Origin of the sequence: Brunnivagina elsteri CCALA 953, from assembly GCF_002289455.1 — a bacterium.
Lineage (GTDB): Bacteria > Cyanobacteriota > Cyanobacteriia > Cyanobacteriales > Nostocaceae > Brunnivagina > Brunnivagina elsteri.
The window spans coordinates 1-13,264 of record NZ_NTFS01000023.1 but is presented as its reverse complement, the minus strand read 5'-3'; the positions used below and the strand labels follow the sequence as shown (position 1 = coordinate 13,264).

At 37.3% G+C, this 13,264-nt stretch carries 15 protein-coding genes; 11 read left to right on the top strand and 4 right to left on the bottom strand.

All coding sequences use genetic code 11. The features are described 5' to 3' along the window. Nucleotides 1-16: 16 nt before the first annotated feature. On the bottom strand, nt 17-694 hold the full coding sequence (locus tag CK510_RS03665; RefSeq protein ID WP_095720402.1) for a response regulator: 678 nt from the start codon (nt 692-694) through the stop codon (nt 17-19). A 153-nt stretch (nt 695-847) separates the two neighbouring features. Next, the gene (locus CK510_RS03660; RefSeq protein ID WP_095720401.1) at nt 848-1,966 is read right to left on the bottom strand and encodes a sensor histidine kinase; all 1,119 of its coding nucleotides are present in this window, start codon (nt 1,964-1,966) and stop codon (nt 848-850) included. 445 nt (nt 1,967-2,411) lie between these two features. Between CK510_RS03660 and CK510_RS03655 the strand changes: the two genes are divergently transcribed. The 8 genes from CK510_RS03655 (at nt 2,412) to CK510_RS03625 (ending at nt 9,190) form a co-directional block, all read left to right on the top strand. Next, nucleotides 2,412-3,260, top strand: coding sequence for a Pvc16 family protein (locus CK510_RS03655; protein WP_095720400.1), 849 nt, complete (start codon nt 2,412-2,414; stop codon nt 3,258-3,260). A 103-nt stretch (nt 3,261-3,363) separates the two neighbouring features. Next, nucleotides 3,364-5,025: a phage tail sheath family protein gene (locus CK510_RS03650; protein WP_095720399.1), complete on the top strand. Its 1,662-nt coding sequence runs from the start codon at nt 3,364-3,366 to the stop codon at nt 5,023-5,025. Between the two features lie 105 nt (nt 5,026-5,130). Further along, nucleotides 5,131-5,592, top strand: a complete 462-nt coding sequence (locus tag CK510_RS03645) for a contractile injection system inner tube protein (protein WP_095720398.1) — start codon at nt 5,131-5,133, stop codon at nt 5,590-5,592. An 83-nt stretch (nt 5,593-5,675) separates the two neighbouring features. Then, nucleotides 5,676-6,176 (top strand): phage tail protein, encoded by a 501-nt coding sequence (locus tag CK510_RS03640; protein ID WP_095720397.1) that lies wholly within the window; start codon nt 5,676-5,678, stop codon nt 6,174-6,176. Nucleotides 6,177-6,193: 17 nt separating this feature from the next. Further along, nucleotides 6,194-6,553, top strand: coding sequence for a hypothetical protein (locus tag CK510_RS03635; RefSeq protein WP_095720396.1), 360 nt, complete (start codon nt 6,194-6,196; stop codon nt 6,551-6,553). A gap of 42 nt (nt 6,554-6,595) precedes the next feature. Then, nucleotides 6,596-6,973: a hypothetical protein gene (locus CK510_RS03630; protein WP_095720395.1), complete on the top strand. Its 378-nt coding sequence runs from the start codon at nt 6,596-6,598 to the stop codon at nt 6,971-6,973. Beyond that, nucleotides 6,919-7,122, top strand: a complete 204-nt coding sequence (locus CK510_RS34200; RefSeq protein ID WP_342745927.1) for a DUF6760 family protein — start codon at nt 6,919-6,921, stop codon at nt 7,120-7,122. The genes CK510_RS03630 and CK510_RS34200 overlap by 55 nt, the downstream gene beginning before the upstream one ends. A gap of 322 nt (nt 7,123-7,444) precedes the next feature. After that, nucleotides 7,445-9,190 (top strand): FHA domain-containing protein, encoded by a 1,746-nt coding sequence (locus CK510_RS03625; RefSeq protein ID WP_095720394.1) that lies wholly within the window; start codon nt 7,445-7,447, stop codon nt 9,188-9,190. 162 nt (nt 9,191-9,352) lie between these two features. Here the strand turns inward: CK510_RS03625 and CK510_RS32535 are convergent, their stop codons facing one another. Then, nucleotides 9,353-9,499, bottom strand: coding sequence for a hypothetical protein (locus CK510_RS32535; protein ID WP_211293076.1), 147 nt, complete (start codon nt 9,497-9,499; stop codon nt 9,353-9,355). A 23-nt stretch (nt 9,500-9,522) separates the two neighbouring features. On the opposite strand from CK510_RS32535, the gene CK510_RS03620 reads away from it, so the two are divergent. Beyond that, the gene (locus CK510_RS03620; RefSeq protein ID WP_095720393.1) at nt 9,523-10,677 is read left to right on the top strand and encodes a tyrosine-type recombinase/integrase; all 1,155 of its coding nucleotides are present in this window, start codon (nt 9,523-9,525) and stop codon (nt 10,675-10,677) included. A gap of 99 nt (nt 10,678-10,776) precedes the next feature. Next, nucleotides 10,777-11,025, top strand: coding sequence for a hypothetical protein (locus tag CK510_RS03615; protein WP_095720392.1), 249 nt, complete (start codon nt 10,777-10,779; stop codon nt 11,023-11,025). A 344-nt stretch (nt 11,026-11,369) separates the two neighbouring features. Here CK510_RS03615 and CK510_RS03610 read toward each other — a convergent pair whose 3' ends face one another. Beyond that, nucleotides 11,370-12,368 (bottom strand): IS630 family transposase, encoded by a 999-nt coding sequence (locus tag CK510_RS03610; RefSeq protein WP_095720391.1) that lies wholly within the window; start codon nt 12,366-12,368, stop codon nt 11,370-11,372. A gap of 65 nt (nt 12,369-12,433) precedes the next feature. Here CK510_RS03610 and CK510_RS33235 point away from each other — a divergent pair, with 65 nt between their 5' ends. Continuing rightward, the gene (locus tag CK510_RS33235) at nt 12,434-12,802 is read left to right on the top strand and encodes a hypothetical protein (RefSeq protein ID WP_245911836.1); all 369 of its coding nucleotides are present in this window, start codon (nt 12,434-12,436) and stop codon (nt 12,800-12,802) included. The last annotated feature ends 462 nt before the right edge of the window (nt 12,803-13,264 follow it).

The window sequence follows — 13,264 nt, the reverse complement described above, 5'->3', positions numbered from 1 at the left end:
AACATTTACAAAAATATTAAGCATGAATTAGTCCTAACTTTAAAGCTGCAACAATAGCTTGAGTACGACTTGTAACCTCCAGTTTTTCAAAAATACTAGTCAAATGAGCTTTGACAGTTGCAACAGTGACATATAATTGTTTAGCAATTTCCTCATTAGAAGCTCCCTGAGTTAACCAGTTTAAAACTTCTTGTTCCCGCTCTGTCAAGTGTAGCTGACGACGAATTTGCAAACATGAATCTGAACTAGTTTGAAAACTACGGAAAAAACCACTAGCAACTTCCGCAGGTAAATAAACTTCCGACTTTAAAACAGTATTAATAGCATCAAATAATTGGGTTGCTAAACGAGTTTTAAATACATACCCAGCAGCACCTACTTGCATAGCTCTAAATATCCAATCATCTTCTTGATGTCCTGACAATACTAAAACTTTGCCAGCATAAGATATTTCTTTGAGTTTAACTAATGTTGTAATTCCATCTCCCCCAGCAAGTTCTAAATCTAGTAAAATTAAATCCGGAGATAATTGAGCCGCTATATTTAAGGCTTCTTTCTGAGTTTCAGCTTCACCAACCACCTCTAAAGACAAAGAATCATTAATATCATAAAAACTTAGAAGAGTTTTCAATCCTTGACGAAAGCGGGATTCATCATCAACTAGTAGAATCGAAAGAGTTTTAATTACATTCATAAAATTCAATTCAATAAATAATTGCAAACAACTAAACGACAAACAAAATATTGTTATTTTAATCTAGAGGTAAAAATTCTGATTTTTTAACACTTAATACTTATTGAAGTATGATTTTGTACTTTTGCCTCTAGAATAAATAATTAAAATTATTTAAACAACTTTTGGTCTCGGTAAAACTACAAAAAACTGGGCACCTCCTTCTGGTGAATTCTGTACCCAAATACTACCCTGGTGGTCAAGAATAGTTTTTTTTGCAATAGTTAAACCCAATCCAGTACCACCTGGACGACGGGAATAAAAAGGTGTAAATATCTTTTGTGTATCTTCATTCGATAATCCCGAACCTTGATCGCAAATCTTGATAATTACTTCGCTGTGAAAAACTTGCCAACTAATTTGAATATTTCCACTTTCTGGACTAAAATGGACAGCATTGCTAAGTAAATTATCGAATACTTGCTTGATTTGCAAGCGATCGATTAGTAAAGATGTAGATGTATCTGGTAATGAAATTTGTATTTTCTTTTGATGTGTCAAAGGAAGTAAGCCTCTCAAACTTTCTTCTACCACACTTCGTAAATCTTGCAAACTAACCCTTAATTTATCTTTGTGACCGCAATAAATTAACTCAGTCAAATTAGTATCCAATTCTTGAATACTTTCACTGATGATACTTGCTTGTTCTTTACAAGAATTTTCATGTAATGCCAAACATAGATTTTTTGCATACAAACCAATCAGCCCTAAAGAATTACGCAATTGATGTGTTGCACGTTGAATTATATGTTCGAGTAATTGTATTTCTGCTCTTTGCTGTTCCCATTCTAAATGAATATCGAAATATTTACTTAACAGAACAACAGACTGTATTACGTATTTTTGTAACTTTGAAGAAAGAGGCTCTTTTGTAAGTAACTGAATATATTCAGGCTTCTTGTTTTTATATCCCAATGGACATATATAACAGAATAAATCTAAATTGTCGAGGCTAATTCTATTTAAAGTAAAAGTCTCATAATATTCAGTGAACCATTCTTCCCTTCGGAAAAAACTGATGAGGCTTTGAGATAAATTTGCTTGTTCGGGTGCATAATTAATTAATTCTCGATGTGACTTTACAAGTACATCATAATAGACAATACGAGCAAAGCAAATAGGATATTGAATAGTTAACTGTTCGAGTTGTTGGAGACAGAAACTATCTAAATCTATAAGTTTGGAATATTTACTTTTAGATTGAACATGCTGGACAGATAATTCTATTGCCATAGCTGTACTCAGTAGCTTGACTTGTTCGATTAGAAACTTGTATTAAATACAACAGAACACTAAATAACAAAATCAGACACATAAACAACCCTATAAAGATGATGTAGCATTTGTTATAGCCACTTTCATCATTAAGTCTTAATCACACTAACACTTAGATAGTGACGTGTATTAACAAACAAGATATATTGGATAATTGTATTAAACTTAAACTTACCAGGAAAATCACGCCTCGTAATAAAATTTAATAAAAAACTCAGGTATTAATAAATAGTTAAATAGTTAATGCGGCATATTTATATACAGAGGCTTAAGTTTTTCTAACTCTTTCTCAAGTCGATGTTTACTAAATTTCCAGTCAATTAAAAAATCTCGACAAAAGTCTAATTAACATCTTGTGGAAATACTCTTAATCTAGAAGCATCTCAACTCGATCGCCAGCATTATGCTTATCTCCTTTCTTCAAACCCTAGCGGAAATCCTAGCTGGAGGAACTTCCCTGACAAGCACAGAGCAAATTGACTTTAGCCCTCCAGGAAGTCGGAGAGACGAGGTAACAGGGGCTACATTAAACTTGTATTTTTACGATATTCGTGAAAGTAAGCAAGTACAGCACTCAGGTAGGCAGGTTGAACGCAACATGGAACGAGGTAGGTTTCAACCAGCAACTGTTAGCTGGACTCCTAGCTGGTTTGATGTGTCGCTATTACTAACTACTTGGGATACCACTTCCTTGGGAGAACATCGCTTGTTAACGGAAGCATTAACACTACTGTTGCGTCATCGTTCTTTAAGAGAGGAATTTTTGTCACCCGAACTTCGAGGTTATGGAAATTTATCTATGTCTGTATCCCAAGAACCTCCTATAGAAGTAGGCTCTTTGTGGAGTTCTTTGACTGTCCCCCTCCGTCCAGCATTATACCTAACAGTTACAATACCTTTTGAACCCGAACCGACTTCTATTCCGTTGGTACTAGAGCGAATTCTTAGCACCCAAAACCAATTGCATAAGAACGGTAACGGCAACAGTAAAGTTATCACCAAAAAAGTAGCGATCGCAGGTTTGGTTAAAAGTGCAAGAACCAATCTCCCGCTCCCTAATGTAGAAATTAACATCATGGGAATGGATAAATCAGTGACTAGCGATCGAGAAGGAGTATTTTTCTTTGAAGACTTAAAACCACGCAACTATGTTTTAACTCTTTCATGTTCTGGCTATACAACCCAAAACAGTAATTTCTTAGTGGATAACCAAACCCATACCTTTAAAGAAGTTTTACTCACACCTTCTTAATACATAATTTTATTTACTTTGTGCCTACCAATAGCACATCTCCTCAATCCTGAGTAAAAGCGATATCCAGATTCAATCCAAAATCTAAAATCGAGAGGTTTACATGGCAAGACTTGACTATTTTGCTCCAGGTGTTTACGTTGAAGAAATAGACCGAGGTAGCCGACCCATAGAAGGTGTTAGTACAGCAGTCGCAGGATTTGTCGGTTTTACAGAAGATGTCCGAGAAGGTGCAGAACTGTACAAACCCATGCTGGTTACAAATTGGACGCAGTATCTTAACTACTTCGCACGTAAAGGTTCTAACGGCTTCACAGACTTTGATGCATATCTACCATTTGCTGTTTACGGCTATTTTATGAATGGTGGTGGTCGTTGCTGGATAACAAGTATCGGCACTTCATTACCAGGCACACCACAACCTGCCACAGCACAACCTGCAACTTTACAAATTAGTGGTAGGGGAAACCGTCCATGTCTGAGCTTTACTTTAAAACCAGAACAAGCAGCAAGTGGAACAATAAATATTCTGGTTTCCGAGAGTACCCCCCGTCCCCTACCTGAAGGCACAGAAGGAGAAGCCCCACCAAACACTGGTGAATATTTTACAATCCAAATCCGTCGTGGTGAAGAAACTCTCGAACAATACGAAAATTTAACGATGAACCGCGAACCAGCAGCACAAGTAGCTACTTATGCTGTTGCGGCTTTACGAAATTCGATGTACGTCTCCATCAGGGATGTATCTCAAAGTGGACAACCTCTAGGGCGACGACCATCCAATGGTCAGTATGAATTAGCACCAGCTATTGCTGCCTCCCCACCGGATAGATTTTCACAGGATGTCGAAGGTATACGGGACGATCGCACCGGGGTGCGTGGTATTTTTGAAATCGACGAAATCACCATGTTAGCTTGCCCGGACTTGATGCGAGCATATCAAGCAGGTGTCATGAATATAGAACAAGTCCACGGCATCATGGAGCTAATGGTGTCAATGTGCGAAGGTTCAGCTAGTGGAGATATCCCCAACCCACCCAATCGTATGGTTGTACTCGATCCTCCACCAGAATGCGTCAAACCCCAAGAAGTCGTAGATTGGTTGCAAAGATTTAATCGTCGCTCTATGTTTGCAGCCCTATACTACCCTTGGATTAAAGTTCCCAATCCCCGTAATGGTGGCAGACCAATTCTTGTGCCTCCCTGCGGTCATATCATGGGTGTTTGGGGACGTACCGACGAAACCAGAGGAGTTTACAAAGCTCCCGCAAATGAAGTACCCAGAGGTGTAATTGGTTTAGCTTATGAAACTAATTTCCGTGAGCAAGAACTTTTAAATCCCATTGGAATCAACTGTATTCGCAGCTTCCCAAATCGGGGTATTCGTATCTGGGGAGCAAGAACACTCGTAGAGCCTGACAAAACCGAATGGCGTTATATCAGCGTTAGGCGTTTGATTAGCTACATCGAAAAATCTATTGAACTAGGTACGCAATGGGCAGTCTTTGAACCCAACGACGAAGACCTCTGGGCAAGAGTGCGACGTACCGTTAGCAACTTCTTAGAGCGTATTTGGCGTGAAGGTGCATTATTTGGAGCCACTCCACAACAGGCATTCTATGTCAAATGCGATGAAGAATTGAATCCTCCAGAAACAATGATTTTAGGTCGCTTATACATTGAAGTAGGAGTTTGTCCGGTACGACCTGCTGAATTCGTCGTCTTCCGTATTAGCCAATGGAATGGAGTGGAAGATGCTGAATAGTTTGTGTTGATGGTGTGTTACTAGCAGCAAAATGTTGTCTACTCCCCAATCTCTATTTCAAAACAGTCTTTTCCCACTAATCTCTAAATATAATGGAGCTAATTTATGCCTAGTCCTGGTGAATATTTAACCGCGTGTAAATTTTACTTTGAAGCCGATGGTCTTACTGATAAATTCATCAAAGAAGTTAGTGGCTTAGGTGTTGAAAATACTCCTGCTCAGGAAATTCATGGTTCTTCAAAAGGTGGCACAATCACTCGTCAAGCTACACCTACAGTAGTTAAATTTACGAACATCACCCTGAAACTGATTGCTACAGTGGATGTAGACCTTTATAAGTGGTATCAAGAGTGTAACGAAGATATGGGAGATGCTCGTAAATGGGCACAAAATCGTAAAACAGGGCAAATAGTTGCTTATGACCAACAAGGTTCGCCAAAAGCACGTTGGGAAATTAGAAACTGCTATCCCTGTAAATATACTGGTCCAACACTCACTGCTTCCGGTGGTGATATGGCAAATGAAACTATTGAATTAGTTCATGAAGGTATAAAAAGAGTGATGTAAAAAAATGACACTCGTTCCCATATTTAGTCTGGGAACGAGTGAGACTAGTCTCAATAACAATTGATAATAAGAGGGGAGCAAGGGTGGTACAAGCAAATTCTACAGGGCAACTCCCGGAAATTCTCACTGCCTGTCGTTTTTACCTGGGATTGACACTGGATGGTTCTAACGATCAAGTAGATGGAACCTTCTTAGAATGTCGGGGATTTCAGCAAACTCAAGCACCAATTGAGATATGTGAAGTCACTGCCAATCAATGGGGAAAAGCCACAAAAGGTCAAACAATTAGAACTAAACTTCCTGGTAATGTTAAAAGTGGGAACTTAACTTTACGTAGAGGAATGACAAGCTCGATTGCCCTTTGGGATTGGTTTCAAGCTGTTCAAGAAGGTAATTGGGGAACACAACGTAGAAATGCTTATTTAACTATTTATGACCAAGCAGCAAAACCTCAGGCAAAATATGAATTAGCTGGTGCTTGGCCGAGTAGTTACAAAATTACTGATGTTAATGCTCGCAGTACAGAAATTGAAATTGAAGAATTAGAGATTGCTTTTGAAGAATTTAAACGTGTGAAACCATAAAAATTTTAGGAAGTCCTATGTTTAAAACAGAATTTGAGTTTACACTTCCCAAAGGCTACTTAGACTCTGATGGAAACTTGCATCGTCAAGGAATTATGCGTCTCTCCACAGCTATAGATGAAATTTCCCCCTTGCGCGATCCTCGCGTTAAGTCTAATCCAGCTTATGCAACAATAATTATCCTTGCTCGCGTAATTACTAGACTGGGGATATTAACCGAAATCACCCCTTTGGAGGTAGAAAATTTTTTTGCTCAAGATTTAAATTTTCTTCAAGATTTTTATCGCCATATCAACGGTTTAGAATCTGAGAATACTCCCCCAGAAAATATTGTCAACCATACCAAGAGTTCTTCAGAAAATCTAGTTTGCAGCTAAATATTATTTTCTCACCTTTCATACTTCAAAATTTATTAATCTATGCGACGTAAAGAAAACCTTTACATTGAATTTAACTTTACCCTCCCACGTGGTTTAATTGACGCTCAAAACCACGTGCATCGTCAAGGTATTATGCGTTTAGCTACTGCAAGAGATGAAATTTCCACACAGACAGAACCTAAAGTTCGACAAAATTCAGCTTACGGAGTCTTAGTAATGCTGTCGCGGGTTATTACTCGCTTGGGGAGTCTGTCTTCAGTCAGTCCCGATTTATTAGAAGGACTTACAGTTACAGACTTAGCTTATCTGAGGGAATTTTATAACCGAGTCAATCAACAGGGAGATGCACATATCCCCGCTCAATGTCCTCATTGCAACAATCAATTCTCAGTAGAGCTTCAACTTGCGGGGGAGTAATGCGCTACCCCTCAGAAAAACTCTACGAGGAGGTAGCTTTTGTTGCTTATCATTTTCACTGGGCACAAGAGGATATATTAAATTTAGACCATTCCACACGACAACGCTGGGTTACAGAGATTAATAAAATTAATCAGAAATTATACTGAGGATATCAAATCAGTAAGTAGGGTTTGCTGAAAAACTCTACAAAGAGAATCTAGATGCCACACAGTATACAAAATAGTAGTTCCGGAGGCTGGTTTTCAAATTCACCCCACAAACAAAAAATAACACGAATAATTTTCCGCAAAATCGCCTAAAAACCAACAAAGTCAACAGCCTAGCTTGCACCTGTTTAAAATAAAAAGGATTGAAACCCTTATTCTGAATAGGTTCTAACTTTATTCAGCAAGCCTTAAGTATACTTATCTTGTGCTGTATTGATGCACCATTCTTAATTGTAATCAATCTTAAAAATAAAGTTTTATTATGAAAATAAAAGTCTTCGACTCCAAAACTCTCAAAAATATCATCGAAATCAATCTTGATTTAGTAACTAAAATAAAAAATGAATGTATTATAGGACGTTCACCAGAATCAGGTATTGTTCTTGATAGCTCCGATGTCAGTCGGATGCACGCTAAATTAATATTGGAAAATGGAGACTACTATTTTTGCGATCTTGGTAGCAGAAATGGTTCCCTGATTAATGGTAAAGTAGCCGAAACAAGTCACAAATATTTATTGAATGCAGGAGATACAATTCGACTTGGAGAATTCGTTCTTATCTTAGAAGATGTAAATATCCAAACAGAGAATATAGCTGAAACTGTTTATAGAAATTTTGATGCTACGGTGGTTGCAAATTTGAGAGACAGTACTAATTTAAATCAGCGAAATCAGCCACAAGTAGCAGAGCAAGTACCTGAAGTTGTTAATAGTATCCCCGAAGAAGTAATTTCAATACCAGAAGAAGTCACAAATCATCAGGACTTTACTAAAGTTCAAACTGAGAAAATATCTGTTTCCGAAGATGTAATTGAAACTACAGCAGAAACACCACAAGTAGTAGAAGCAGTAAATCAATCGACTGAAATAATAGAAGTCACTGATAATTCAGATGATATTAGCTCAATTAACGAATTGGAGGAGATTACTTCAAAAACCGAACCGTATTTAGAACCTGATGTTTCTGAAGAGATTAATGAAGTTTCAAATCACATAGAAATTACAGATTCAACTTTACAAGCACCAGAAGTCTTATTTAGCACATCTGAAAACATCGTTGCAATTGAAGAAACATTAGAATCTAATATTGAACCTAGTATTACTTCTATTACTTCTATAGAAGAGGCATATATTTTTGAAGAAGAAATAATTGATACAACAACACCAATTGTTTTAGAAGTGGATCAAACTTTAGAAGAAACAATCATTCAAACAAGAGAAGAAATACCAATTACCGAAACTACTAATGTATTATCCTCAGAGGAAGTAAAAGAAATTTATGAACCAGAAATTGCACAACTAGAAGAAGTAAGCAAAACATCCGTTAGTAGTATTCAACCTTTAGAAACAACGAATGAGACTAGTCGCTTAGAAGAAGCTCAACCTGAAATTTCAATTACACGTGAAATTAGCGAAGCTGAAAAAAATAGTAGTAGCGCTGCTGATATCATTGATAATTCTGAAACAACAAGTACCTTCGTTTCCACTGTATCAGATCAAATTTCTGAAGAAGTCGAGATAGAATCAACAGATGCTACAGATATTGAGCCTTCAGAACTTAAAGAAGAAAACGAAATAATTGATAGTGAAAAACCAGAATTAATTTCGACAAAATATATTGCACTATTAGCTCATGACAGCAAAAGATTTGAAATTGCACAATTTGTTACCAAACATCAGGACTTTTTCTCTAAGTGTCTAACAGTAGCTCCACCTTCAATCAGCGAAATATTATCCAGCCAAGCTAGCATTAATATTACAGAACAAACCTCCGCCGCTACATCTGGAGGATATCAGGCGATCGCAGCTAAAGCTGCTTCTGGTGACATTTTAACAGTGATTTTTCTGAGAGATTTTCTCCAGGCGCAATCAAACACAGCAAATGAAGAAGCAATGTTAAGAGTATGTAATATCAATCAAGTTATGGTTGCGACTAATTTGCCCACAGCAGAAGCCATAGTTAGTTACATCCAAACTATAAGTAAGAGTAATCCAAGAAATAAATGATCCAACTGTTGATCCTGAGTCGCTATGTAATAGACAGAGATGCTTCATTGCGCTTCGCTCCATTCAGCATGACAATTGGGCACTTTTTTACTTGGAAGACTCTAAAGCTTAACTCGGAAAAATTCGACTAATTAATGGTGTGGGGTAAATTTGGGGTAAAAATCAGAGTTGAGGAGTGAAAAGCTTGTCTTTGCGTAGTTTTCCCAGGTCTGCAAAACCTCCATCCCCCGGTTCAAATCCGGGTGTCGCCTTTAATTTCAAGAGTTCCAGCCTTCGGTTAAAACCATTTTTTGCTAGTTTGCTAGTCATTAGCGATAAGCAAATAACGAAGTATGACCGTAAAAAAGTATACAGTCGGGATAGAAACCTCTCGCGGTTATCTCCGTTTGAGACTGCCCAATGAGGTTGCTAAAGGTTCTCAAAGGTATATTCATTTGGGACTGCCAGCCACAGTTCCAAATCAACGCACAGCCCAGGAACAAGCATGGCAGATTGAGGATGATTTAAAAAATGGCAGTTTTGATTGGACGTTCGTAAAATACAAGCCCAAAAAAAATAATTCTGCAATTTACATCTGGGATTTAACCGAGCTTTGGGGAAAATACTGCGATTTCATGCGTCCGCAACTAGCCGAAACGACTTACGAAAAAGATTACAAACGCAAATTTAGTAATCACATCGAGAAATTCCCCTGGAAAAATATTAGGGATAGCCTAAAAGTTAGGGATTATCTGCTAGAAAATTTTTCAGTTGAAACTGCCAAGCGAGTTTTGATGCACGTCAGTGCTTGCTGTACTTGGGCTGTGGAAAGCAAACTAATTCCGGTAAATCCGTATTTAGGTTTAGCTCAAAGTATCAAAAAACCACGGGGTATTTGTGGGGATATCGAAGTATTTTCCCAGCGAGAACGCGATTTAATTTTAGAGCAGATAGCTGGACACGATTACCACAAGCATTACCTCGGATTTGTTCAATTTTTATTCTACACTGGATGCAGAATGGGTGAAGCTGTGGCATTAACCTGGGGGCATGTGGCTTCGGATTTTAGCTACATCCATTTTCAGGAAAGTTACAATTCTGAGTTAAAAATCAGGAAGATAACCAAAAGTAGCACCAGAAAATTCCCATGTAACAAAACCTTAAAGGAGTTCCTGGAACAACTCAGACCTGAACATTATCAGCCTACTACACCTGTTTTTACTTCTTATAAGGGAGGATTGATTAATGCTCAAAAGTTCACCCGCCAAGTCTGGAAGGGATGCCGACAGTCTAATTCAAAAAAATATTCAGGTATTTTGGGGACTTTGATAAAGCAAGGTCAAATTAATATTTATCGGTCGCCGTCAGTAATTCGCCACTCAGTTGCAACATGGTTGCTTCAAGGAGGACTGACAGTGCCTCAAGTCGCTAAACTACTAGGAAATTCCCCCAATATCCTTTTAAAACATTACGCAAATGGGTCGGTAGATGAAGTCCCGGATTTTTAAAAAACTATTAATAAAAAGTTACTGCCATTGTTCAGTGATTATACTGATTAATTTATAGAAGCAATGTATAAAGGGTGGATAACCTTTTGGAGAATTGCAATGGCATTAATTATTTTTTTGTGCGATGAATCAGAATGGGACGGGGTTAGAAAGTATGTCAAGGATGCGGAAGAACAGATAGGGAAAATGACCTGTTATCAACACTACTGGACTGTTGGGAATACAACTAAGATTCAAGTGGGCGACAGGTTTTTGATTCAAAGAACTAACCAAAACCCTTTGGGTTTTTTTTGCGGCAGGAAAAGTAATTGCCGCCCAAAAAGAAGAGCAGTTGCGATTGGTCGATAAACAATCTTCAAATTTAAGCGAAGCTTATATCACTGATTGCTCGGCTTTGGCTTCTATGTCCCAAAACCCTTACCAGGGCTGTGTTCTAGTGATTCCTGTAACTATCGTTCAATCGCGATTCCTCTGTTTCGTATCCCAAATGTTTTTTCAGGAAAACTTTGACTTTGGCTATCGTTGCTGCAACTGCTGTAAATTTAGACACAAGTGTATTCCTCGGTATTAGCAATTGTTTCATGCTCAGATGGGTAAACCAGTAAATTCTCTGAGAGATTTTATTTATCTTTGGTTACTGAGTGAAAATACTGCATATCCTGTATCTGTTTTCCTAAACTTATTCTAAGTACTTAGCTAAAATTAATTATATATTCTTCCCCAAAATTCCGAAGTATATATTCTACAGACTCAACCAAATTTTGCCAGCTATTATATGCATCAAAATCTAGCCAATAATACTTAATAAAGCGCCATAAAATTTCAATAATATTTAGTTCTGGTGAATAGGTTGGTAAAAAGAATAAAGTCAATCCTTTTTGTCTCCATTCTTCTTGTTTTTCAAATACAAAGCTGCTTGTGTGAATTGATGCATTATCTACAATTAATACAGTCGGTTTGACTATTCGTTCGCAAAATTTATCAATACAAGCTATTACAATATCGCTGTTAATATTACATTCAAATATATAAGTTTCTAATTCGTTCTTTCTATTTAAAAATCCCAAGACATTTAATCGTTTACTTCTCTGAGTTTTGACAATTATTTCTTCTCCTTCTTCTTGCCACGCATAAGGGACATAAGGAATTAAGCAAAATCCAGTTTCATCGCAAAAAAATAGATCAATTTTTCCTGCATCTTCTTGCCTCTTCAGATTTTCTAATTCTTCCTTTTTTTCCTTGTATTCTATAGGGTCTGGCTGTCCTGCTACTCCTCTTTTAATTCGATGCCAACTCACTTTAAATAAATTTAAAATTCTTCTGATTAAATTTTTACTAATATAAATACCCCACTCTTCTCTAGCATTTTTTACAACTATATTTAAGTTCCTTGAATTTTCCTTTGCCCATTTTTTTACTTGTTCTTTCTGCTCATCGTTCAGCTTTGATTTTCTTCCTCTTCCCTTGCGATCGTATAAGCCTATTAGGCTAAACTCATCCCAATCGTTAAACCAATTTGTTATTGTCAGACGGCTAACATTAAATATTTTCATCAAATCGTTAATTTGATACCCTTGATAGCTCAGTTTTATACACTGCGCTCTTTGTCTGACTTGATGATGCTTACTTTGCTTATGAATTCTTTCTAGTAGTTTGAGAGTATCTTGGGCTAATCCTTTTATAAATCGCATTAATGCACCTTTTGTATTATTAGCTGTTTTTCTAATAAAACTAATTATAAAATGTATAATTATTTTTGTGCAAGTACTTAGCTATTCAACAGCGTGGAAATACTCTATGGCTCAGGGGGACATTTCCGCCAAAGTCAAATTCAGGTAAAACCAAACCCCATCAGCAAAGAATATCGCTGAGAACCAAAGAGCAACCTCAAGGAGTAAAAGCCACGATTGCAGGATTGCAATATGCTGAACAACAAGCTCGTGCGATCGCCTTGCAACTTGATAAAGGTCAATTTAATTGGGCTGATTGGCAAGAACTAATTCTACGAAAAATTGAACTACGGCTAAAGCCTTTACCCAATCGGATTGATGCTTGTTCAATTGCCAAAAGTTCCGCATCGGGGGGCAGCTTTGACATTGTTCGTTTAGTCAAATTAACCTCCTGATTTTTTTTTGATTTCACGACTAGTGGTCTGTAAAATTTCTATTTGTGGATAAAGACGCTTGAGACGGATACTATATTTTCCCTCAAACTCACAGTTTTTAGCTTGACAGACCACTAGATTCGTTTTTGAAAACCTTTAAAGCCGTAATGCTGAATCCAATTCATCAGAACGAAAGCATAAATAAAATTCGCATTTGCCACCCTAACCCATATCTCAAATTTCGCACGAGATATCTAAACTATTTTCAGTAACAAACTTAGGCAAAAACCCAGCCTTCCTCATATTGCAGTTAGACCCCCATCGAACAGCAGAGAAAGAATTGAGAATTGTCGAACAATACAATTGGAATGAAATACACTTAACTGGATGAATTTGCAGCGAAACCATACACCTTTAATTATTTATACACACTTATCTCGATTTTGACAATTGCTTACTGATTCAGATAATTAGTGCCTAATA

Bases quoted from the DNA above. Each gene is read 5' to 3' on its own strand.
- CK510_RS03665 (WP_095720402.1), bottom strand. From the start codon at position 694: ATGAATGTAATTAAAACTCTTTCGATTCTACTAGTTGATGATGAATCC.
- CK510_RS03660 (WP_095720401.1), bottom strand. From the start codon at position 1,966: ATGGCAATAGAATTATCTGTCCAGCATGTTCAATCTAAAAGTAAATAT.
- CK510_RS03655 (WP_095720400.1), top strand. From the start codon at position 2,412: ATGCTTATCTCCTTTCTTCAAACCCTAGCGGAAATCCTAGCTGGAGGA.
- CK510_RS03650 (WP_095720399.1), top strand. From the start codon at position 3,364: ATGGCAAGACTTGACTATTTTGCTCCAGGTGTTTACGTTGAAGAAATA.
- CK510_RS03645 (WP_095720398.1), top strand. From the start codon at position 5,131: ATGCCTAGTCCTGGTGAATATTTAACCGCGTGTAAATTTTACTTTGAA.
- CK510_RS03635 (WP_095720396.1), top strand. From the start codon at position 6,194: ATGTTTAAAACAGAATTTGAGTTTACACTTCCCAAAGGCTACTTAGAC.
- CK510_RS03630 (WP_095720395.1), top strand. From the start codon at position 6,596: ATGCGACGTAAAGAAAACCTTTACATTGAATTTAACTTTACCCTCCCA.
- CK510_RS34200 (WP_342745927.1), top strand. From the start codon at position 6,919: ATGTCCTCATTGCAACAATCAATTCTCAGTAGAGCTTCAACTTGCGGG.
- CK510_RS03625 (WP_095720394.1), top strand. From the start codon at position 7,445: ATGAAAATAAAAGTCTTCGACTCCAAAACTCTCAAAAATATCATCGAA.
- CK510_RS32535 (WP_211293076.1), bottom strand. From the start codon at position 9,499: ATGACTAGCAAACTAGCAAAAAATGGTTTTAACCGAAGGCTGGAACTC.
- CK510_RS03620 (WP_095720393.1), top strand. From the start codon at position 9,523: ATGACCGTAAAAAAGTATACAGTCGGGATAGAAACCTCTCGCGGTTAT.
- CK510_RS03615 (WP_095720392.1), top strand. From the start codon at position 10,777: ATGGCATTAATTATTTTTTTGTGCGATGAATCAGAATGGGACGGGGTT.
- CK510_RS03610 (WP_095720391.1), bottom strand. From the start codon at position 12,368: ATGCGATTTATAAAAGGATTAGCCCAAGATACTCTCAAACTACTAGAA.